This window comes from Herbaspirillum rhizosphaerae (genome assembly GCF_001189965.1).
GTDB classification, from domain to species: Bacteria; Pseudomonadota; Gammaproteobacteria; order Burkholderiales; family Burkholderiaceae_D; genus Herbaspirillum; species Herbaspirillum rhizosphaerae.
In genome coordinates this window covers 84618-106947 of sequence record NZ_LFLU01000010.1, presented here as the reverse complement: position 1 = coordinate 106947, position 22330 = coordinate 84618, and the positions used below count along the sequence as shown (strand labels likewise).

Annotated in this window: 19 protein-coding genes and 1 tRNA gene; 11 read left to right on the top strand and 9 right to left on the bottom strand. The window is 61.4% G+C overall.

From position 1 onward, the window contains the following. Nucleotides 1–254 precede the first annotated feature (254 nt). Nucleotides 255–330 (bottom strand) — tRNA-Thr (locus AKL25_RS14875). A gap of 161 nt (nucleotides 331–491) precedes the next feature. On the opposite strand from AKL25_RS14875, the gene rarD reads away from it, so the two are divergent. After that, nucleotides 492–1382 (top strand): EamA family transporter RarD, encoded by an 891-nt coding sequence (rarD, locus tag AKL25_RS14870; RefSeq protein ID WP_050478474.1) that lies wholly within the window; start codon nucleotides 492–494, stop codon nucleotides 1380–1382. 85 nt (nucleotides 1383–1467) lie between these two features. Here the strand turns inward: rarD and AKL25_RS14865 are convergent, their stop codons facing one another. Both AKL25_RS14865 and pepN read right to left on the bottom strand, forming a co-directional pair. Further along, complete coding sequence (locus tag AKL25_RS14865) at nucleotides 1468–2472, bottom strand: class 1 fructose-bisphosphatase (protein WP_050478473.1); 1005 nt, start codon at nucleotides 2470–2472, stop codon at nucleotides 1468–1470. Between the two features lie 48 nt (nucleotides 2473–2520). Continuing rightward, nucleotides 2521–5217 carry an aminopeptidase N gene (gene pepN / locus AKL25_RS14860; RefSeq protein ID WP_050478472.1) on the bottom strand — a complete coding sequence of 899 codons (2697 nt, stop codon included), beginning with the start codon at nucleotides 5215–5217 and terminating at the stop codon, nucleotides 2521–2523. A gap of 200 nt (nucleotides 5218–5417) precedes the next feature. Here pepN and AKL25_RS14855 point away from each other — a divergent pair, with 200 nt between their 5' ends. Beyond that, nucleotides 5418–6104 carry a DUF4136 domain-containing protein gene (locus AKL25_RS14855; protein ID WP_050478471.1) on the top strand — a complete coding sequence of 229 codons (687 nt, stop codon included), beginning with the start codon at nucleotides 5418–5420 and terminating at the stop codon, nucleotides 6102–6104. Nucleotides 6105–6144: 40 nt separating this feature from the next. Here AKL25_RS14855 and AKL25_RS14850 read toward each other — a convergent pair whose 3' ends face one another. The 6 genes from AKL25_RS14850 to AKL25_RS14830 all read right to left on the bottom strand — a co-directional run bounded on the left by AKL25_RS14850 (nucleotide 6145) and on the right by AKL25_RS14830 (nucleotide 13731). Then, the gene (locus AKL25_RS14850; protein WP_083444724.1) at nucleotides 6145–7311 is read right to left on the bottom strand and encodes an ABC transporter substrate-binding protein; all 1167 of its coding nucleotides are present in this window, start codon (nucleotides 7309–7311) and stop codon (nucleotides 6145–6147) included. 196 nt (nucleotides 7312–7507) lie between these two features. Further along, the gene (locus AKL25_RS24260; RefSeq protein ID WP_157050654.1) at nucleotides 7508–7669 is read right to left on the bottom strand and encodes a hypothetical protein; all 162 of its coding nucleotides are present in this window, start codon (nucleotides 7667–7669) and stop codon (nucleotides 7508–7510) included. Between the two features lie 9 nt (nucleotides 7670–7678). Continuing rightward, on the bottom strand, nucleotides 7679–8653 hold the full coding sequence (locus AKL25_RS14845; protein WP_050478470.1) for a quinone oxidoreductase family protein: 975 nt from the start codon (nucleotides 8651–8653) through the stop codon (nucleotides 7679–7681). A 35-nt stretch (nucleotides 8654–8688) separates the two neighbouring features. After that, nucleotides 8689–9606: a DMT family transporter gene (locus tag AKL25_RS14840; protein ID WP_050478469.1), complete on the bottom strand. Its 918-nt coding sequence runs from the start codon at nucleotides 9604–9606 to the stop codon at nucleotides 8689–8691. Nucleotides 9607–9661: 55 nt separating this feature from the next. After that, nucleotides 9662–12184 carry a DEAD/DEAH box helicase gene (locus tag AKL25_RS14835; RefSeq protein ID WP_050478552.1) on the bottom strand — a complete coding sequence of 841 codons (2523 nt, stop codon included), beginning with the start codon at nucleotides 12182–12184 and terminating at the stop codon, nucleotides 9662–9664. An 11-nt stretch (nucleotides 12185–12195) separates the two neighbouring features. Then, complete coding sequence (locus AKL25_RS14830) at nucleotides 12196–13731, bottom strand: helicase HerA-like C-terminal domain-containing protein (RefSeq protein ID WP_050478468.1); 1536 nt, start codon at nucleotides 13729–13731, stop codon at nucleotides 12196–12198. Nucleotides 13732–13932: 201 nt separating this feature from the next. Between AKL25_RS14830 and AKL25_RS14825 the strand changes: the two genes are divergently transcribed. From AKL25_RS14825 to rng, 9 genes are all read left to right on the top strand, one after another. After that, on the top strand, nucleotides 13933–14658 hold the full coding sequence (locus AKL25_RS14825; RefSeq protein ID WP_007876866.1) for a YebC/PmpR family DNA-binding transcriptional regulator: 726 nt from the start codon (nucleotides 13933–13935) through the stop codon (nucleotides 14656–14658). Nucleotides 14659–14689: 31 nt separating this feature from the next. Beyond that, nucleotides 14690–15958, top strand: a complete 1269-nt coding sequence (gene purD, locus AKL25_RS14820) for a phosphoribosylamine--glycine ligase (RefSeq protein WP_050478467.1) — start codon at nucleotides 14690–14692, stop codon at nucleotides 15956–15958. A 213-nt stretch (nucleotides 15959–16171) separates the two neighbouring features. Then, complete coding sequence (locus tag AKL25_RS14815) at nucleotides 16172–17050, top strand: mechanosensitive ion channel family protein (protein WP_050478466.1); 879 nt, start codon at nucleotides 16172–16174, stop codon at nucleotides 17048–17050. A 183-nt stretch (nucleotides 17051–17233) separates the two neighbouring features. Then, nucleotides 17234–18145, top strand: a complete 912-nt coding sequence (gene hemF, locus AKL25_RS14810) for an oxygen-dependent coproporphyrinogen oxidase (RefSeq protein WP_050478465.1) — start codon at nucleotides 17234–17236, stop codon at nucleotides 18143–18145. Continuing rightward, nucleotides 18136–18822 carry a nicotinate-nucleotide adenylyltransferase gene (locus tag AKL25_RS14805; protein ID WP_050478464.1) on the top strand — a complete coding sequence of 229 codons (687 nt, stop codon included), beginning with the start codon at nucleotides 18136–18138 and terminating at the stop codon, nucleotides 18820–18822. Before hemF ends, AKL25_RS14805 begins: the two co-directional genes overlap by 10 nt. Continuing rightward, nucleotides 18822–19559, top strand: a complete 738-nt coding sequence (gene rsfS / locus AKL25_RS14800) for a ribosome silencing factor (RefSeq protein ID WP_050478463.1) — start codon at nucleotides 18822–18824, stop codon at nucleotides 19557–19559. The genes AKL25_RS14805 and rsfS overlap by 1 nt, the downstream gene beginning before the upstream one ends. 17 nt (nucleotides 19560–19576) lie before the next feature. After that, complete coding sequence (rlmH, locus tag AKL25_RS14795; protein ID WP_050478462.1) at nucleotides 19577–20047, top strand: 23S rRNA (pseudouridine(1915)-N(3))-methyltransferase RlmH; 471 nt, start codon at nucleotides 19577–19579, stop codon at nucleotides 20045–20047. A 107-nt stretch (nucleotides 20048–20154) separates the two neighbouring features. Next, nucleotides 20155–20772 (top strand): Maf family protein, encoded by a 618-nt coding sequence (locus tag AKL25_RS14790; RefSeq protein ID WP_050478461.1) that lies wholly within the window; start codon nucleotides 20155–20157, stop codon nucleotides 20770–20772. 55 nt (nucleotides 20773–20827) lie between these two features. Beyond that, the gene (gene rng, locus AKL25_RS14785) at nucleotides 20828–22300 is read left to right on the top strand and encodes a ribonuclease G (RefSeq protein ID WP_050478460.1); all 1473 of its coding nucleotides are present in this window, start codon (nucleotides 20828–20830) and stop codon (nucleotides 22298–22300) included. The last annotated feature ends 30 nt before the right edge of the window (nucleotides 22301–22330 follow it).

Genomic DNA, 22330 nt, shown 5'->3' with positions numbered 1-22330 from the left:
TTAATATTTTGCCGTATTGTTTCTGCACTATAACGCGAATAAAACCGATGGAGGAGAATGAAGTTCAAAACTGTTGGGAAGTTGCCGGCTTGCCCGGGAAATACATTGCAGCATGGGACGCAGGCTCGCAGCTTGCCAACCTCGCCCACTGCTTACGCGCGCAAAGAAAAATGCCGTTCAGCTTTCACTGAACGGCATTGCCACCGAAGTGTCTTGTTACGACCTGAAGACGCTTGCGCCGTGCTTACCACTCATGGTGCTGATGAGAGGAATCGAACCTCCGACCTACTGATTACGAATCAGTTGCTCTGCCAACTGAGCTACATCAGCGCGAACAATATTCTAGCGAAAATTCCTGCTTCGCAAAAATCGCTTCTGCAGCCCTCTCCATGCTTTCTCGACATAAGGTCCCTGCGCCACCACTCCACTAGGCTACAATCGCGCTCGCACCACGTTGGTGCCGCAATATCCAACTCCAATTCATTTTCTGCATGAACCACCCTGAAACGGCGCGCGGCATCGCCTTGTCGGTCATCGCGTCGACGCTGTTCGCCCTGCTCTCTGCCTATACCAGTTGGCTGACGCCGCTCAACGGCCTCGATATTTTTGCCTGGCGCATCGTGTGGACGCTGCCGCTGGCGTTCGTGCTGATCGGTTGGCGCAAGCATGGCGCGCAGTTGCGTGATGCCGTTCTTGCATTGCTGCGCGCGCCGTTGCAGGCGCTGCTGTTTGTGGCGATGACGGCGATGCTGGGGGTGCAGCTGTGGCTGTTCTTGTGGGCGCCGCTGAATGGGCGGGCGCTGGATGTGTCGCTGGGATATTTCCTGCTGCCGCTGGCGATGGTGCTGATCGGGCGGTTTTATTACGGCGAGCGGCTGGATGTGTGGCAGCGCATTGCAGTGGCGTGCGCGGTCGCAGGCGTGTTGCATGAGCTGTGGATGACGCGGGCGTTTTCATGGCCGACGGTGCTGGTGGCGCTGGGCTATCCACCTTACTTCATGCTGCGGCGCCGCCTGAAGCTCGACTCGATGGTGATCTTCACGATGGAGATCGCGCTATTGACGCCGGTGGCGCTGTACACGCTGGCGATCAGTCCGAATCTGTCAGCGGTGTGGCAACGTCCTGACATGTATCTACTGCTGTTGCCGGGCCTGGGGCTGTTGAGCACGGCGGCGCTGGATTGTTTCCTGCGCGCGAGCCGCTTGCTGCCGATGGGTCTGTTCGGAATTCTCGGCTATGTCGAGCCGGTGTTGCTGGTGGTGGTGGCGATCATCCTGCTGGATGAGACGCTGAGCGCGGCGCAGTTGTGGACTTATATTCCGATCTGGATGTCGGTCGGCTTTACGGCGATTCACAGCGTGAGACTGATGCGGCGGCGCTAAAAACTCGCCGAAAAAATGAAAAGGGACTTGCATCGCAAGTCCCTTTGTCGTTCCGGCAGCTGGAAATTTCCCGCCGCTGTCGCTATTACTCTTTGTGATAACCGGTAACGCGCTCAACCTCGTTCTTCGACCCGAGGAATACCGCGACGCGCTGGTGCAGCTTCTCAGGCTGGATATCGAGGATGCGTTGATCGCCGTTGGTGGCGGCGCCACCGGCCTGTTCGACGATGAAGGCCATCGGGTTGGCTTCGTACATCAGGCGCAGCTTGCCTGGCTTGTCCGGTTCACGCGCATCGGCCGGGTACATGAAGACGCCGCCGCGGTTGAGGATGCGATGCACGTCGGCGACCATGGAAGCGATCCAGCGCATGTTGAAGTCCTTGCCGCGCGGACCGGTGGAGCCGGCCAGCATTTCGTCGACGTAGCGCTTGACCGGCGGATACCAGTGACGGGCGTTGGAGGCATTGATGGCGAATTCCTTGGTGTCTTCCGGAATCTGCATGTCGCGCTGCGTGAGCACCCAGGCGCCCATTTCGCGGTCCAGCGTGAAGCAGTGCACGCCGTCGCCGGTGGTCAGCACCAGTACGGTTTGCGGGCCGTAGACGGCGTAGCCGGCGGCGACTTGCCTGGTGCCGGGTTGCAGGAAGTCTTGTTCCGACGGCGTGGTCATGCCTTCCGGCGCCTTCAGCACGGAGAAGATGGTGCCGATGGAGACGTTGACGTCGATGTTGCTGGAGCCGTCCAGCGGATCGAACATCAGCAGGTATTCGCCCTTGGGATAGCGGTTGGGAATCGGGTGGATGGTTTCCATTTCTTCCGACGCCATGCCGGCCAGGTGGCCGCCCCACTCGTTGGCTTCGAGCAGGATTTCATTGGAGATGACGTCCAGCTTTTTCTGCACTTCGCCCTGCACGTTTTCGCTGCCGGCGCTACCCAGCACCTCGCCCAGCGCGCCCTTGCCGACGGCGTGGCTGATGCTCTTGCAGGCGCGGCCGACGACTTCGATCAGCAGGCGCAGTTCGGATGGGATCTTGTTGTGCAGGCGTTGCTGCTCAATCAGGTGTTGGGTCAGGCTGATGCGTTTGGTCATGATGCTCTCTCTTAAAAATCAAATTTTCTTTATTCAGTCTACCGACGCTTAATTGGACAGCGACTTGGTGATCACTTCGGCGACGTCGCGCGACAGGTTAGGCGTATCGGCCACCTGGCGCAGCGCGGCGCGCATTTTTTCCTGCAGCGCCGGCGAATACTTGCGCCAGCGGTCCATGCTGCGCGCCAGACGGGCCGCGACTTGCGGGTTGCTGCCGTTGAGCGCGATGACTTGCTCGGCCCAGAAGGCGTAGCCGCTGCCGTCGAGCGCGTGGAAGGCCGATGGATTGCCGTTGCAGAAACTGAAAATCAGGCTGCGTGCGCGGTTCGGATTCTTCAGCGTGAAGGCCGGATGCTGCGCCAGCGCGCGCACGGTGTCGACATCGGCGGTGCGTGCGGTGGCTTGCAGCGTGAACCACTTGTCGATGACCAGCGCTTCTTGTTCGAACTCGGTGTAGAAGACTTCCAGCGCTTTGCCCTTGCCCTCGGCGCGGCTGTTGGTGAGCGCCGCCAGTGCTGCCAGGCGGTCGGTCATGTTGTTGGCGTCGTCGCATTGCTGTTGCGCCAGCGCGTGCGCCTGCTCGTCGTCGAGTTCGGCCAGGTAGGACAGCACCACGTTTTTCAGTGCGCGCTTGCCCGAAGCGGTTGCGTCGGGGCTGTAGGCGCCCTTGTTCTGGTTGGCCTTGTAAGCGGCCAGCAGATCGGTGCGCAGGTCCTTGGCCAGCGTGCGGCGCAGGAACTGGCGCGCGGCGTGGATGGCTTGCGGATCGATGACTTCCATCTGCTCGGCGATCATGGTTTCCGACGGCAGGGTCAGCACCAGTTCGCGGAAGGCCGGGTCCAGCGAAGTGTCGTTGAGCGTGGCGCGCAACGCGTTGGTCAAGGCATCGTCCTGCTGCAGGTTGCCGAGCACGGATTCGACCGAGACGACGTGTCCCGATTGGCGCGCAGCCTGCACGGCGATGGTCAGGTTGAGCAGGCGGCGTGTGGCGAGACGCTGCCCGGCTTCCCAGCGATTGAAGGCATCGCTGTCGTGCGCCATCAGGAAGGCCAGCTCGGCATCGCTGTATTCATATTCCAGCACCACCGGTGCGGAGAAGCCGCGCAGTATGGACGGCACCGGTTTCTCGGCGACATCGGTGAATTTGAAAGTCTGTCTGGCTTGCGTCAGTTCCAGCACGCGCGTGGTCTGCGTCTGCTTGGCTGCCTTGTCGCCGGACAGGCTCAAGGCCATATCCTTGCCCTTGCTGTCGAGCAGGCCGACCGCGACCGGAATGTGGAACGGCAGCTTTTTCTTTTGTCCCGGCGTGGACGGGCAGGATTGTTCCAGCGTCAGTTCCAGCGTCTTTGCCTTGGCGTCGTAGCGTACGGAGGCGGCAACGCGCGGTGTGCCGGACTGGCTGTACCAGCGTTCGAACTGCTTGAGATCGCGCTTGTTGGCGTCGGCCATGGCGGCGCGGAAATCGTCGCAGGTCACGGCCTGGCCGTCGTGGCGCTTGAAGTACAGGTCCATGCCCTTGCGAAAGCCATCGCGGCCGAGCAGGGTCTGGTACATCCGCACCACTTCGGCGCCTTTTTCGTAGACGGTGACGGTGTAGAAATTATTGATCTCGACGAAGGAGTCGGGACGCACAGGATGCGCCATCGGGCCGGCGTCTTCCGGGAACTGCGCCTGGCGCAGCACGCGCACATCGTCAATGCGCTTGACCGCGCGGCCGCTGTCGCTGCCGATCATGTCGGCGGAAAACTCCTGGTCGCGGAACACGGTCAGGCCTTCCTTCAGCGACAGCTGGAACCAGTCGCGGCAGGTGACGCGGTTGCCGGTCCAGTTGTGGAAGTATTCGTGGCCGACCACGGCTTCGATGTTGGCGTAATCGACATCGGTGGCGATGCGCGGATTGGCCAGCACGAACTTGGTGTTGAAAATGTTAAGACCTTTGTTTTCCATCGCGCCCATGTTGAAGTCGCCGACGGCGACGATCATGAAGCGGTCCAGGTCCAGTTCCAGCCCGAAGCGCTCTTCATCCCAGCGGATGCTGTTCTTGAGCGAATCCATGGCGTGCTGGGTCTTGTCGAGGTTGCCCGCTTCCACCCACACTTGCAACAGCACTTCGCGGCCGGATTGCAGCTTGTATTTTTCTTCCTGGCAGACCAGCTTGCCGGCCACCAGCGCGAACAGGTAGGACGGTTTCTTGAACGGGTCTTCCCACTTGGCGTAATGACGGCCGTCGGGCAGATTGCCCTCTTCGATCAGATTGCCGTTGGACAGCAGCACCGGGTACTTTTTCTTGTCGGCGCGCAGCATGACGGTGTACTTGCCCATGACGTCGGGACGATCCGGGAAGTAGGTGATCTTGCGGAAACCTTCGGCTTCGCACTGCGTGAAAAAATTGCCGTTGGACACGTACAAACCCATCAGCGAGGTATTGCGCTGCGGATTGGTGGTGGTTTCGATATCCAGCGTGACCTTGGCCGGCGCGCCGGGAATGCGCAGGATGCCGCCCTGCACGCGGTAGTCGCGCGCGGTCAGCGTCTTGCCGTTGAGGCGCAGCTGGACCAGGTCCAGTTCTTCGCCGTAGAGTTCGATGTCCTTGCCGGCGGCGGCAGGGTTGCGCTGCATGGTGATGCGGGTGGCAACGCGGGTCAGTTCCGGCTCAAGGTCGAAACCCATTTCGACAGTATCGACAAAATAGGTCGGAGCAGCGTAATCTTTGCGGTAAATCGTCGGAGGCGTTTCTGTGCGCATGGAGGATATCCCGTGGAATGGAGGCACTAGGTGCAATAGGAACAAAACAGGATTTTACCAATCAACCGTATGGATAGGCAGAAAAGGGCGAGAATAGTCAGTTGTGACTCGCTACCAGGCGTCGTAGCCGGACATTTCACCGAAGCCGCTCACTTCACGATGCTCACACCATGACCTGCCAGAACCACCGGAGACTCACCATGAAACGCTTGCTTGGAGTCCTTTTCCTCGCCGGCAGCGCCCTGCTCACAGGATGCGCCACCACCATCACCAGCGACGTCACGGCTTTCCACGCCTGGCCGGCGGACCTGAAGGACAAATCCTTCGTCTTCGCGCCCGCCAAGGAACAGGAAGGCAGCCTCGAATACCGTAACTACGAACAACTGATCCGCGCCGAATTGCTGCGCCTGGGCTTTACCGATGCCCCGGCTTCGGCACCGGCAGCGTTGAAGGTGTCGTTCGCCTACGGCATGCAATCGGGCACCATCGTCGTGACGCAACCGATGTATGACCCCTTCTGGTACGGTCCCGGCTATCCGGGCTGGCGCGGACGCGGCTTCGGGCCATGGGGACCGGGACCGTTCTACGATCCGTTCTGGGGACCGCCGATGCAGACCACTGCCTTCCCGGTATTCCAGCGGCGTTTGCATGTGACCATTGCGCGCGCAGCCGGCGATCAGAAACTGTATGAAGTGACCGTCGACAGCGAAGGCCGCGAAGCCACCTTGCCGATGGCGATGCCTTACATGGTGCGCAGCGCGTTTGCGGAATTCCCCGGCCCCAGCGGTGTGTCGCGCCATGTGGTGCTGAAGCTGGACAAGACGGCCAAAACGCCGACACCTGCACCCGCGCCGACGCCCGCCTCGCCTGTCGGAACTGTCCCCTAGCACGCAGCTCACGCCTATTGACGAAATGAGTTCCTGGAGTTCAGTTGATGAGCTTTGAGCCGTAGGCAATACCGGTAACGTCCACATAACTGGAACCGTTATGGTTGCCCGGCTCAAAACGAATATCAAAGCCGCCGGCGTCATAGTTCTTGGTACTGATCGATTCCAGCGCCTGCATAAAACGCTCTCGCGTAAGCAATCTGCCGGTCCGTTTCAAGCCTTCCACCAAAATCTTGGCAGCAATGAAGCCTTCGAGACTGGAGAAATCGAATTTCCCTCCATGCTGTTCTCCATAAACCTTTTGGTATTCGTACACAATCGGAACACGCTTTGACCAAGGGAAAGGCACGACCTGGGTGATGACATTGCCGGCCCCTTCACCCTGTAATGACGCCAGTAGCGAGGTCGCTCCGACAAAGGAAAGATTGTAAAAAATTCCGCGATAGCCGCCCTTGCGCATGGCTTTGATAAATGCAGCCGAAGAAACATAGCTGCTGACCACGATAATTGCATCGGGCTGATGAGGCGCGATTCTGCCGATGGCGCCGGCGACTTCCTGACTATTGCGTTCTACGGAGGCACTGACAATCAACTGGATATTTTTTTCAGCCAGCTTGCGCTGCAATATTTCCAATGTCGACCAGCCGAACTCATCATTCTGATACAGCACTGCAACTTGCTTTTTACCGCTGCTGATCAGTTGCTTGAGCATGTAGCCTACTTCAACCTCATAGCTGGCGCGAATGTTGAAGACCAGCGCGTTGAAGGGTTCGCGCAGGAACTGCGCGCCCGACACCGGCGCAAAAAACGGAATCCCGGCCTGGTTAACCAACGGCAAGGCGGCGCGCGCCGTCGGCGTGCCGACATAGCCAAACAGTGCGAACACTGCATCTTTGCGGATCAGTTGCTCGGTGTTCTTGACAGTCCGTTCAGGTTCGTACTGATCGTCCCTCGCAATGAGTTCGATATAACGGCCGTGCACGCCGCCATCGGCATTGACCTTGGAAAAATAAGCGCTGGCGCCGCGATTGAAAAGTCTGCCCAACTCTCCGGAAGGCCCGGAAAGAGGTGCCGACTGCCCCAACAGAACCCTGGCTTCGCTGACACCGATCTCGGCGTGGACCTTGCCGGCGGCAAACCAGAGCAGGGCGGCAAACAAGGCGCTCAAGAGAGAATATTTGTCCCTGAACAAAGGTATTGTCGACATAAATTCTCACTTAAAACGAATAAAAAATCGTAATAATCAAGAGCAAGATATTGCATTATCGACAACACAAATAGATCGGCAAGCAACGTTACATTTTTTGCCATCTATACAACACAAATAAAACACAAACCCCGGCGTATCTTGCGACAGGCCGGGGTGCGTGAAAAGCTATCGAGGGGGCTACGCGACCGCAGCGCTAAGAGAAGTACGCTTCGCTGCCGAAGGTAATCGCCACAATCATCAATACCGCCAGGATCAGCACGATCAGCAGCCGCCCGAACCTGGGCGAGCCGTCGGTGCCGGACGGCTGCTCGTCGGGGTGATTCATCGGGCTCTTGCCCGGATCGGAGTTAGCCAAGATCGGTCCTCAGGGAATCAGGATGGTGGAACCGGTGGTCTTGCGGCCTTCCAGATCGGCATGCGCCTGGCCGACGTCTTTCAGCGCATAACGCTGGTTGATGTCGATGCAGACCTTCTTGCTCTCGACCATGGCGAACAGGTCGCCGGCCGTGGCGTTGAGCGCTTCGCGCGTGGCGACATAATTGCCCAGCGAAGGACGCGTCAAAAACAGCGAACCGCGTGACGCCAGTTCGCTCACGCCGAACGGCGACACCGGACCGGAGGCGCTGCCGAAGCTGACCATCATGCCGCGCGGCGACAGGCAGTCGAGCGAACCGAGGAAGGTGTCCTTGCCGATTGAGTCATAGACCACCGGCACGCCTTTGCCGCCGGTCAGTTCCTTGACGCGCTCAACGAAGTTCTCGGTCTTGTAATTGATCACGTGGGTGCACCCTGCAGCAGTTGCCAGCGCAGCCTTTTCGTCGGTGCTGACGGTGCCGATCACGGTCACGCCCAGCGCCTTTGCCCATTGGCAGGCGATCAGGCCGATACCGCCGGCGGCGGCGTGCAGCAGGATGGTTTCGCCGCCCTTGAGCGGATAGGTCTGGCGCAGCAGGTATTGCACGGTCATGCCTTGCAGCATCATCGCGGCGGCGGTGTCGAAGCTGATCGAATCCGGCAGCTTGACCAGGATATCGGCAGGCATCACGCGCGCTTCGGCGTAAGCGCCGTTGGGGCGGCCGGCATAGGCGACGCGGTCGCCGGCCTTGAAGTCGGTGACGCCGGCGCCGACGGCCTCGATGGTGCCTGCGCCTTCCTGGCCGAGGCCGCTCGGGAGCGGCTGCGGATACAGGCCGATGCGGAAATAGACGTCGATGAAATTCAGGCCGACGGCGGCGTGGCGGATGCGGACTTCGCCGGGACCGGGATCGCCGACCTCAACGTCGACGTATTCCATGACTTCCGGTCCGCCGGTCTTGAACATTCTGATTGCTTTTGTCATTTCGGTCTCCTGAATGGCGATTGAAGAAAACTTGCTTAAGTCTTTTTGCGCGACAACAAATAAATCCCGGACAACACCAGCGCCGTACCGACCAGCTGGATCGCCGTGATCGGCTCATCCAGCAGCATGGCGCCGAGGAACAGCGTCGACACCGGCCCCACCAGCCCGGCCTGGGCAGCGCTCGGCGCACCGATGCGCGCCACGGCGATCATGGTCAGGAATACCGGCAGCACGGTGCAAAACACGGCGTTGAACGCCGACAACTGATACACCTCAACCGGCTGCACCAGCGCGCCGACCGGACGCAAGATGAAAAACTGCGCAATACACGCCACCGACGACACGCACATGGCATAGGCCACCAGGCGCATCGCGCCGACGCGGCGCACCAGCTCGCCGGAGAAGATCAGATAAAGCGCATACGAAATCGCCGCGCCCAGCACCAGCACGCTGCCCAGCACCACGTTGCTGCCGCCGGTGTTGATGTCATGTTGCAGCACCAGCGCCGTACCGAGGTAGGACACCAGCAGCGCGGCCCATTCCACCAGGCCGACCTTGCGCTTGTAGAACGTGAAGGAAATCAGCAGCACGAACGACGGCGTGAGAAACAGGATCAGCCGCTCCAGCCCGGCCGAGATGTATTGCAGGCCGAGGAAATCGAGGAAGCTCGACAGGTAGTAGCCGATCAGGCCGAGGAAGACGATCTTGGCGTAATCGCGTCCGGCCAGCGGCGGCGAATGGCGCGCCTGCCAGACCGCCACGACGGCGAACATCGGGAAAGAAAACATCATGCGCAGGCTGATCACCATCACCGCATCGACGTGATAGCGGTACATCAGCTTGGCGACGATCGCCTTGGCCGAGAAGAAAATGGCGCCGACGACGGCGAGCAGCAAACCGCCGAGATAAGCCTGGCGTTTGGAAATAGCGGGGGAAAGTGTGGCGGAAGACATCGCATGATTGTAAACGCTCCCGGCCCGAAGCGCCGAAGTGCCGTCGCTGCCGGATTCAAGCCGTCCGGATGGACGCGCTCAGCGGCGCCATCAGCGCATTGAGTTCGGCGGCGTCGAATTTGGGCGCGAGCTCCGCATCGCTGCCCAGCACGCCTTCGGCCAGCACCGACTTGCGTTCCTGCAGCTCCATGATGCGCTCTTCGATGCTGCCTTCGACGATCAGTTTGTAGACCAGCACGGTCTGGTCTTGCCCGATGCGATGCGCGCGCGCGATGGCCTGCTCTTCCACGGCGGGATTCCACCAGGGATCGACCAGGATGACGGTGTCGGCCGCGGTCAGGTTGAGGCCGATGCCGCCGGCCTTGAGGCTGATCAGCAGAATCGGCACGCTCTTGCTCTGGAAGCGCGCCACCACCTCGCCGCGCTGCGCCGGCGGCGTCTTGCCGGTCAGCGACAGCCAGTCGAGCTGCAAGGCGTCGAGTTCGGTTTCGATCAGCGCCAGCATCTCGGTGAACTGCGAAAACACCAGCACGCGCCGGCCTTCCGCCGCCAGCGAGGGCAGCATGTCGCGCAGCATTTCTATCTTGGCGCGTTCGATGTTCTTTGGCGCTTTGTCTCCCTTAAGTAACAGCGGATCGCAACATACCTGGCGCAGCTTGAGCAAGGCATCCATGATCGTCACGTGCGAACCGGTGAAACCCTTGCGCTCCAGCACGCGGCGCACTTGCTTGTCGGCGGCCACGCGTACGCTTTCGTAGAGGTCGCGTTGCGCTCCTGCCAGCCGCAGCAGTTTGACGGCGACGGTTTTGGCCGGCAATTCGGCGGCGACGTTTTCCTTGCGGCGACGCAGGATGAAGGGACGCACACGTTGCGCCAGCAATTGTGCGCGCAAGGTCTCGCCGTTTTCTTCGATGGGCTTGCGCCACAGCCGCGCGAACGTGGTGGCGTCGCCGAGGAATCCCGGCATAAGGAAATTGAATTGCGTCCACAGCTCGCCCAGATGGTTTTCCATCGGCGTGCCGGTCATGCAGATGCGATGCCGTGCCTGCAAACGGCGCACCGCGCTGGCGGCGCGCGCCGATGCATTCTTGACGGTCTGCGCTTCGTCGAGGATCAGCAGATGGAACGGTTGCCGCGCCAGCATGTCGAGGTCGCGCCACACCAGCGGATAAGTGGTGAGCACGATGTCGTAGTCGGCCATGCGCGCGAAATCCTCTTCCCGCTCCGGACCTTGCAAAGCCAGCACGCGCAAGGCCGGCGCCATGCGCCTGGCTTCCGCCTGCCAGTTGAATACCAGCGAGGTCGGCAACACCACCAGCGCGGGACAGTCGAGCCGCCCCGCCTGATGTTCGATGAGGATGTGCGCCAGCATCTGCGCCGTCTTGCCCAGCCCCATGTCGTCGGCCAGGATGCCGGCCAGATTGTGCTCGCGCAGATATTGCAGCCAGGCGACGCCGTGCAGCTGATACGGACGCAGCGTGACGCCAAGTCCTTGCGGCGCAGCCACCGGAGGCGGCTCGCCGGCAGCGCGCAGGCGTTGCGCCAGCGCACGCAGGCCGGCGTCGTTTTGCATGGTCAGCACGCCACTGCGTGCGGCGTCGCTGTCGCCCAGGCGCAGGCACATGTCTTCGAGACGGCCGGCATCCCAGGCGGAAATGCGCAGCGGGCCTTCCTTGCGGCGCGGATCGGTCAGCAGGTCGAGCATGGACGAGACGATGACCTTGAGCGGCGCCGCCAGCGCATCGACACGTTTGCCGCCGGGCGCGCGCAGCGAGATGACGGAGATGTCGTCGATGGCGGCGATCTTTTGCACGTCGGTCCAGCGCGCATCGCGACGCAACAGGTCGGCCAGCATCGGCGCGAGGTCGAACGATTGTCCTTCGATCTCAATGCCCATGGTCAGCAGCCACCAGGCGGCGCGACCGGGGCCGACCTCACCGAAGTCGCCGATGACTTTGTGACGCCCTTGCAGCAACCGGCTGGCGACTTCCTTGCCCAGCACGGCGCCGGACTCGGGACTGACGATCAGACGCCAGGCGTCGACCGGCACGCTCTCGTGCGCGAAGCCGGGACGCACGACGATGGTCCAGCCCTGCTCCTGCAATTGCGGCACCTGATCGGCCCAGAAATCGCCGAAATTATTTTCCAGCAGGAGCGACCACAAGGGATCGTGCAAGGTCGCCATGTCGTCGGCGCGCCATTGCAAAGCGTCTGGCGGCAGCGGCAACAATCCCGCCGCCTGGATCGCTTCGAGCGCATCGGCCTCGGCGTGCAGGTTGCGGCGCATGACGATTTGCCGTCCTTTGCCATCGAACAAGGTTTGCGTCGCGGCGACGCTCCGGTCCATGAGGCTGGTTTGCGCGGCCGTTTCCCAGCGCAGATGCTCGCCGGCCTGATACGTCCAGTCGATCTGCGCAACCGTCACATTACCGCCGCGCGGCCCGAACAGTCCGCCCGGACGCAGGCCGAACACGCCGTCGCCGCGCGTGAGCGTGTGCAGCGTCAGGCGCGGGCGAAAGCGCCCCAGTACTTCAGAGGCGTTCAGCGACGATGAGGATTGGTCCTCGGAAACTGCCATCGGCGGATCGATCAACGCTTCTTGAGCAGGGACCCGAGCACGCCGCGAATGATTTCACGGCCGACCTGCGAGCCGATGCTGCGCGCTGCAGATTTGACCATGGCTTCCACGGGCGACTCGCGGTGGCTCTTGCCTCCGGCGCTGTTGCCGAAAAATCCGCCGGCAGCGTCTTTCAGCAAATCACCCAAACCGCCGCCGGAAGATTCCGGTTCGGCCGGCACGGTCGTGTTGGCAGGCGCGCCGGAAGCAGTCGCAGTGCCCGGCTGCTGGGCGGCGCGGCCCTTGAGTTTTTCGTAGGCGGACTCGCGGTCGACGACTTTTTCGTAGACGCCCGCGACCACGGACGAGGCGATGAAGGCCTTGCGCTCGTCGTCGGTGATAGGACCGATCTGCGAACCCGGCATCATGACGTAGGCGCGCTCGACCACGTTCGGACGGCCCTTCTCGTCGAGGAAGGACACCAGCGCTTCGCCGACGCCGAGTTCGGTAATCGCAGTCGCGGTATTGAGTTGCGGATTGGCGCGGAAGGTTTCAGCCGCTGCCTGCACGGCCTTCTGGTCGCGCGGCGTGTAGGCGCGCAAGGCATGCTGCACGCGGTTGCCGAGCTGGCCCAGCACGGTGTCGGGAATATCCAGCGGATTTTGCGTGACGAAGAAGACGCCGACGCCCTTGGAGCGGATCAGGCGCACCACTTGCTCGATCTTTTGCAGCAGCGGCTTGGGCGCTTCATCGAACAGCAGATGCGCCTCATCGAAGAAGAACACCAGCTTGGGCTTGTCGAGGTCGCCGACTTCCGGCAGATGCTCGAACAGTTCGGACAGCATCCACAGCAGGAAGGTCGAATACAAACGCGGCGCGTTGAGCAGCTTGTCGGCGGCGAGAATGTTGATCACGCCCTTGCCCTTGGCGTCGGTCTGCATCCAGTCTTCGATATTGAGCATGGGCTCGCCGAAGAACTTGTCGCCGCCCTGCTCCTCGATGCCGATCAGGCCGCGCTGGATGGCGCCGATGCTGGCGGCCGAGATGTTGCCGTATTCAGTCTTGAAGGTGGCGGCGTTGTCGCCGACGTGCTGCAGCATGGCGCGCAGGTCTTTGGTGTCGAGCAGCAACAAGCCGTTGTCATCGGCGATCTTGAACACGAGTTGCAGCACGCCTTCCTGCGTGTCGTTCAGGTTCAGCATGCGCGACAGCATCAGCGGTCCCATGTCGGACACCGTGGCGCGCACCGGATGGCCCTTTTCGCCGAACACGTCCCAGAACGTCACCGGCAGCGCCTCCCACGCCGGCTCGCTCATGCCGAGCGAGCTCAGGCGTTCCTTGCCCTTGGCCGTCAGCACGCCGGCCTTGGACAAGCCCGACAGATCGCCTTTGACGTCGGCCATGAACACCGGCACGCCGATGTCCGACAGCGCCTGCGCCACCACTTGCAGGGTCACGGTCTTGCCGGTGCCGGTGGCGCCGGTGATGCAGCCGTGGCGATTGACCAGATTGGGCAGCAAGGCCAGTTCCTGGGTCTGATTGCGGGCGACGAGAAGTGGATTGATCATGATAGGAATGTAATAAGAACGCCAATAAAGAGGATGGCCGGAGGTCGGCTTTGGGGTCGGACGATATGGTAAAATTCCCGGTCGATTATAACTAGAACGCCTTTCGTCAATCTCCGATATCCACTGAAAATTCGGGAAAATTCAGCAGACTTCGCGACGATCCGGTTGGAGCGCGTTTCATCAAGGCAGGAAAGATTCATCATGGCTGGACACAGCAAATGGGCCAATATTCAGCATCGCAAGGGCCGTCAGGACGAAAAGCGCGGCAAGATCTGGACGCGCCTGATCAAGGAAATCACCGTTGCAGCCCGCATGGGCGGCGGCGAACCGGACGCCAATCCGCGTCTGCGCCTGGCCGTCGACAAGGCGGCCGACGCCAACATGCCCAAGGACAACGTCACGCGCGCCATCCAGCGCGGCACCGGCACCCTGGACGGCGTCAACTACGAAGAAGTCCGCTATGAAGGCTACGGCATCAACGGCGCGGCCATCATCGTCGATTGCATGACCGACAACCGCATCCGCACCGTGGCCGAAGTGCGCCACGCGTTTTCCAAGTTCGGCGGCAACATGGGCACCGAAGGTTCGGTGTCGTTCATGTTCAAGCACTGCGGCCAGCTGATGTACGCGCCGGGCGTGAGCGAAGACGCGGTCATGGAGGCCGCGCTCGAAGCCGGCGCCGATGACGTCATCACCGACGAAGAAGGCGGCATCGAAGTGTTGACGCCGCCGCACGACTTCGCCGTCGTCAAGGCCGCGATGGAAAAAGCCGGCTTCAAGGCCGAAATGGCCGAAATCATCATGAAGCCCGCAACCGAAACCGTCTTCACCGGCGACGACGCCGTCAAGATGCAAAAACTGCTGGATGCTTTGGAAAACCTCGACGACGTGCAAGAAATTTACAGCAACGCCGTGATTGAAGAATAAGCCGGCCAATTCAACTTAATCAGCCTATCCCATGAAAATTCTCGTTGTTGGCTCCGGCGGTCGTGAACACGCACTGGCCTGGAAAATCGCCCAATCCCCACGCATCCAAACCGTCTACGTTGCACCGGGCAATGGCGGCACCGCGCTCGACGAGCGCCTGGAAAACGTCGCGATCACCGATCTCAACGAACTCGCCGATTTCGTCGAAAAAGAACACGTCGCGCTGACCGTGGTCGGCCCGGAAGTGCCGCTGGCCGCCGGCATCGTCAACCTGTTCCGCGCCCGCGGCCTGAAGATTTTCGGCCCCACCAAGGAAGCCGCACAACTGGAAAGCTCGAAGGATTTCTCCAAGTCCTTCATGAAGCGCCATGCAATCCCGACGGCTGAATATCAGACCTTCTCCGACGTCAAGGCAGCGCACGACTATGTCGACCAAAAGGGTGCGCCTATCGTGATCAAGGCTGACGGCCTGGCCGCCGGCAAAGGCGTGGTCGTCGCGCTGACGCTGGAAGAAGCGCACGGCGCAGTCGACATGATGCTGTCGGACAACAAGCTCGGCGACGCCGGCGCGCGCGTGGTGATTGAAGAATTCCTGGCCGGCGAAGAAGCCAGCTTCATCGTCATGGTCGACGGCAAGAACATCCTGCCGCTGGCCACCAGCCAGGACCACAAGCGCCTGCAAGACAACGACCAGGGTCCGAACACCGGCGGCATGGGCGCCTACTCCCCGGCGCCGATCGTGACGCCGGCGCTGCACGCCCGCGTGATGCGCGAAATCATCGTGCCGACCGTGCAGGGCATGGCCAAGGACGGCATCCCGTTCTCCGGCTTCCTGTACGCCGGCCTGATGATCGACGACAAGGGCAATCCGAAGACGCTGGAATTCAACTGCCGCATGGGCGACCCCGAAACCCAGCCGATCATGGCGCGCCTGAAGACCGACCTGCTGGCCGTGATGGAACACGCGGTGCAAGGCACGCTGGACACCATCGAACTGGAATGGGACCGCCGCACCGCGCTGGGCGTGGTGATGGCAGCCGCCGGTTATCCGGACGCGCCGCGCAAGGGCGACCTGATCACCGATATCCCTGCAGAGACCGATGACTGCGTTACTTTCCACGCCGGCACCACACTCACCGGCGACAAGCTGACCACCTCGGGCGGCCGCGTGCTGTGCGTCGTGGGCCTGGGCGACAGCGTCAAGGTCGCACAGAAGCAGGCGTATGCCGCGGCGGACCTGATCCACTTCGAAGGCGCGCAACTGCGCCGCGACATCGGCTGGCGCGCGATCAAGCGCTGATCCCTGCGCAAAACGCGGAATCGATGGAAACCTCGCAAAATCTTATGTTTTGCGAGGTTTTTTCTTTGTATTCGCCTGTTTTGCATAAAATCGCATCAAATCTGCAACAAAAAACGCAACGGGAGAACTAATCCCGATGAATGACGTGGATAACACCGCCCATCACGATACCCGCCACCCTATCTGCGCAGCGAATACAAGAAAGGAACACGCATGCAACAACATCTGCTCAATCTGGACACCCTGATCAACCTCTACCTGGTGCCGTTCGGCCTCAAGGTCCTCGCCGCGCTGGTCATCTGGATCGTCGGCGGCATGCTGATCGCCACCTTCGCCAAGGTCGTGCGGCGCGTGCTGACGGCGCGCCAGTTCGAGGCGACGCTGATCAATTACGCCGTGTCGGCCATCCACGTGATCCTGCGCGTGCTGCTGGTGATGGGCATCCTGGAAGTCTGCGGCATCCCGACCACTTCGTTTGCCGCCATGATCGGCGCGGTCGGCGTGGCGCTGGGCGTGGCCTGGTCCGGCCTGCTGTCGAACTTCGCGGCCGGCATCTTTCTGGTGGTGCTGCGCCCGTTCAAGGTCGGCGACTACATCACCGCAGCCGGGCAGACCGGCACCGTGACCGACATCGGCCTGGTGACCACGACCATGCTGACCGACAACAACCTGCGCGTGATCATCGGCAACAACAAGCTGTTCTCGGACATCATCACCAACTACAACGTCCAGCCCACCCGCCGCATCGATCTGCGTTGCCAGATCGCCTACGGCGTCGATCCGGCCGCCGCGATTGCGCGCCTGACCGAGAAGGTCTCGCACATTCCCAATGTGCTGACCACCCCTGCCATTGCGGTGGTGATCCAGGAGTTCAACGCCATGGGCACGCTATTGGCGGTGCGCCTGTTTGCGGCAACGCCGAATTTCGGCCAGGTCTACAACGACACCAACCAGGCTATCGCCCAGACTTGCGCCGAGGCCGGCTGGCCGGCGCCGGCAACATATCAGGTCAGCATCGCCAATCCCTCCGCAGATCCGGCGGCCGCGCCGGGCGCCAAACCCGATGCAGACAAGCCTGCCCCACAGGCCTGAACCGCGCGCTTTTGTCTCTATCTGTCTCAAATCCCTCTCTAAAGCCTGTTCCGGAGCCGTCAAAACGGCTCCGGACTACCCGCTGAAGCCCCTGTCAGGGTACAATCGCGGGGGTAATTTTTCTTGCGTGCACCAAAGAGCGCCTTAGCGGCTGCCACCACGCCCCCTTCCGATCGACGCGCCGTGACATCATCCGCCAACGCACCTTCTACCGTTAAAGCCTATTTGCAAGATCTTCAACACCGCATCGTCGCGGCGTTGGAAGACGTGGACGGCAAATCCTTTCTGACCGATTCATGGGAACGCCCTGAAGGCGGCGGCGGGACCTCGCGCATCATCGAAGAAGGCGATGTGCTGGAGCGCGGCGGTGTGGGTTTTTCTCACGTGATGGGCAAGAACCTGCCGCCCTCGGCTGCCGCCAACCGTCCGGAAATCGCCGGCCGCGAGTGGGAAGCCATGGGCGTATCGCTGGTGCTGCATCCGCGCAATCCTTACGCGCCGACGGTGCACATGAACGTGCGCTTCTTCGTCGCCAAGGCGGACGGCCAGGAGCCGGTCTGGTGGTTCGGCGGCGGCATGGACCTGACGCCCTACTATGGCTTCGCCGAAGATGCGAGCCATTTCCACCGCAGTTGCCGCGATGCGCTGGCGCCGTTCGGCGACGAACTGCATCCGCGCTTCAAGACATGGTGCGACGACTATTTTTATCTGAAGCACCGCAAGGAAGCGCGCGGCGTCGGCGGGATTTTTTTCGACGATTTCAACGCGCTGCCGTTTGACGACAGTTTCGCCCTGATCCGCAGCGTCGGCGACCGTTTCCTCGATGCTTACCTGCCGATCCTGCAACAGCGCAAGGACACGCCTTACGGCGAGCGCGAACGCGACTTCCAGGCTTATCGTCGCGGACGCTATGTCGAGTTCAACCTGGTGTTCGACCGCGGCACGCTGTTCGGCCTGCAATCGGGCGGACGCACCGAGTCGATCCTGATGTCGATGCCGCCGGTGGTGAAGTGGCGCTACAACTGGCAGCCCGAAGACGGCAGCCCGGAGGCGCAGCTGTATACCGATTTCCTGCCGCATAAGGAATGGATCTAGTGGTGGCCGCCTCTTTGCCTGTACCAGCCTCGCGCTGCATCGCCATCCTGGGCGGCAGCTTCGATCCGGTCCATAACGGCCATGTCGCGCTGGGCGATCATTTCGTCGAACTGCTGCAGCCGGACGAGTTGCGCGTGATTCCGGCGGGCAACCCGTGGCAAAAGCATGGCCTGCAGGCCACGCCGGCGCAACGCGTAGAAATGGTCGAACTGGCGTTCGGCCATGAACACGTGCCTGTGGTGATTGACCAACAGGAAATCCGCCGCACCACGGCAACTTACACCATCGATACCTTGCAGGCCTTGCGGGCCGAGCTCGGTCCCGAGGTCTCCATCGTTTTCCTGATGGGCGCAGACCAATTGCAGCATCTGGACACCTGGCAAGGCTGGCAACAGCTGTTCGACTATGCCCACCTGTGCGCGGCTTCGCGCCCCGGCTTCGGCATCGACGCCGCGCAGGTGCCGGACGTTGTCATGCAGGAATTCACACGCCGTGCCGGCACTGAAAAGGAAATACGCACCACCTCGCACGGCAAAGCCTATCTGGCATCCAGTCTCGACGTCGACATTTCGTCGACCGAAATCCGTTCCTTGCTGCAACGCGGCGAAAGACCGGAGTCGCTGATCCCGGCGAGGGTGCTAGACTATATCGAACAACATCATCTCTATCAAAACTAATGGATATCAAAAAACTGCAAACAGCCGTCGTGGACGCGCTGGAAGACGTCAAAGCTCAGGACATCAAGATCTATGACACCACTCACCTGACCAGCCTGTTCGACCGCGTGGCGATCGCCTCCGGTACCTCGAACCGTCAGACCAAGGCATTGGCCGCATCGGTGCGCGACAAGGTCAAGGCCAAGGGCGGCCACGTCGTCAGCGTCGAAGGCGAAGACACCGGCGAATGGGTGCTGGTCGACTTGGGCGACATGATCGTCCACATCATGCAGCCGGCCATCCGCGCCTACTACCGCCTGGAAGAAATCTGGGGCGACAAGGAAGTGAAGATGGGCGCCGCCAAGCGCGTGGCCTCCACCGCCGCCGCCAAGAAGGCCGCCGAAGACGAAAAGCCGACCAAGATCCGCCGCACCCGCGAGCAAGCCGAAGCGGTTGAAGCCAGCCAGGCCATCGACGACGACGAAGCACCGAAGAAGCCGGCACGCAAGCCGCGCGCCACTTCGGTCACCACCGACGCCAAGCCGGCGCCGAAGACCACGCGCGCACCGCGCGCCTCGACCACCCTCAGCGCCGCCAAGAACAAGGCTGCCGCCGGCACCGGTACTGCCGTCAAGCGCAAGGCCCCGGCCAAGAAAGCAGTCGGCACCACGGTCAAGGTCGCCATGCCGAAAAGCGCCGTTGCGTCGAAGAAGGCGGCCGCCGCCAAGCGTCCGGCACGTCCAAAAGCCAAGGCCTGACCCCGGCAGTGTGAGCCATGCAGCTCATCATTACCGCCGTCGGCCACAAAATGCCGGATTGGATCGCATCGGGATTTAACGAATACGCCAAGAGAATGCCGGCCGAGTGCCGGGTTCTGTTGAAAGAAATCAAACCGATAGAACGCTCCGGCAGCAGGACCGCAGAAACCGTGATGTCGCAGGAACGCAGCAAGATCGAAGCGGCCCTGCCGAAAGGCGCCCGCATCATCGCGCTGGACGAGCACGGCAAGGACATCACCTCAGTACAGTTGTCGCAGTTGCTGACGCAGTGGCAGCAGGACGGTCGCGACGTCGCCTTCGTGATCGGCGGCGCCGACGGACTCGATCCCGGCTTCAAGGCCAATGCCGACATGCTGGTGCGCATTTCCAGCCTGACGCTGCCGCACGGCATGGTGCGCGTACTGCTGGCGGAACAGTTATACCGCGCCTGGTCGATTACGCAGAATCATCCTTATCACCGCGTGTAAGGATCAACGGCGTAACAGACGAGACACGGAAAGAATACAAGCAAGCACGTCGTCGCAGATGGAAACACAGCGACGACGTACGGATAAATACTGAGAAGTGTTGCTTCATGAAACTTGCTGACAAAAAAATCTACCTCGCCTCCAAAAGCCCGCGCCGGCGCGAACTGCTGCGCCAGATCGGCATCGATTTCGAACTGCTGCTCAACGACAAGGAAGTCGACGAGCAAGTCCTCCCGGACGAAAAACCCGCCGCCTATGTCGCCCGCGTCACGCGCGACAAGCTCATGAGCGCACGCCAGACCATGCTGTACCGGCAACTGCCGATGCGCCCCATACTCGCGGCCGACACCACCGTCGTGGTGGACGACCTGATCCTCGGCAAGCCGGCCGACATGAAAGAAGCCATCGAGATGATCAAACGTCTGTCCGGACGCACGCACCAGGTGCTCACCAGCATCGCGGTCGCGTTCCAGGAACAGATGTGGCAGACCACGCAATACTCCGACGTCGTCTTCGAAGCGCTGAGCGACGACATGATCCGCTCCTATTGCGCCACCCAGGAACCCTACGACAAGGCCGGCGGTTACGGCATCCAGGGACTGGCGTCGATTTTCATCAAGGACATCGCCGGCAGCCACTCCGGCATCATGGGCCTGCCGCTGTTCGAGACGGCGCAGCTGCTGCACAACGCCGGCCTGCGCATCCTGCCGCCGGCCACGCCGTGATCACGTCGATCGCGGCCCGCACCTCCAAGAATTCACATTTTAGGGTCACCAGACCATGAACGAAGACATCCTGATCAACATCACGCCGCAGGAGACGCGCGTGGCGCTCATCCTGCAAGGCGCGGTGCAAGAACTGCACATCGAGCGCACGCTCTCGCGCGGCCTGGCCGGCAACATCTATCTCGGCAAAGTCGTGCGCGTGCTGCCCGGCATGCAGTCGGCCTTCATCGACATCGGCCTCGAACGCGCCGCCTTCCTGCATGTCGCCGACATCTGGGAAGCCAAGCCGCACGACGGCCAACATGGCCAGAACGTGCCGCAAATCCCGATTGAAAAACTGCTGTTCGACGGCCAGACCATTACCGTCCAGGTTATCAAGGACCCGATCGGCACCAAGGGTGCGCGCCTGTCGACGCAGATTTCCATCGCCGGCCGCATGCTGGTGTATCTGCCGCAGGACAAGCACATCGGCATCTCGCAGCGCATCGAGAACGAAGCCGAGCGCGAACTGTTGCGCAGCAAGGTGCAAAGCCTGCTGCCGCCGGAGGAAAAAGGCGGCTTCATCATCCGCACCATGGCTGAAGACGCTTCCGACGCCGACCTGCAGATGGACGTCGAATATCTGCGCAAGACCTGGGCCAGCATCATCGCCCAGACCAAGACCAAGCCCGCCGCCACGCTGATGTACCAGGACCTGAGCCTGGCGCAGCGCGTGCTGCGCGACTTCGTCAGCGACGACACCTCCAACATCCAGGTCGACTCGCGCGAAAACTTCCAGATGCTGCAGGAATTCGGCACGCTCTACACGCCGTCGGTGCTGCCCAAGCTGATGCACTATCGCGGCGAACGTCCGCTGTTCGATCTGTACGGCGTCGAAGAAGAAATCGAACGCGCGCTGGGCCGCCGCGTCGACCTGAAATCCGGCGGCTACCTGATCGTCGACCAGACCGAAGCGATGACCACCATCGACGTCAACACCGGCAGCTTCGTCAACGGCCGCAACTTCGACGACACCATCTTCAAGACCAACCTGGAAGCCGCACACGCCATCGCACGCCAGCTGCGCCTGCGCAATCTGGGCGGCATCATCATCCTCGATTTCATCGACATGGAAAACCTTGAGCACCGCGCCGCCGTGCTCAGTGAATTGAACAAGGCGCTGCAGCGCGACCGCACCAAGATTTCGGTGTCCAACTTCTCGACGCTGGGCCTGGTGGAAATGACGCGCAAACGCACGCGCGAATCGCTGGCCCACATCCTGTGCGAAACCTGCCCCGCCTGCAAAGGCAAGGGCCAGGTCAAGACTTCGCGCACGGTGTGCTACGAAATCCTGCGCGAGGTCTTGCGCGAGGCCAAGCAATTCAACCCGCGCGAATTCCGCATCCTCGCGGCGCAAGTGGTGGTCGACATGTTCCTGGAAGAGGAATCCCAGCATCTCGCGATGCTCGGCGACTTCATCAAGAAGCCGATTTCCTTGCAGGTGCAGACCGATTATCAGCAGGAGCAGTACGACATTATTTTGATGTGAGCTGTCACTGCATGCCTGAGCAACGCCAAT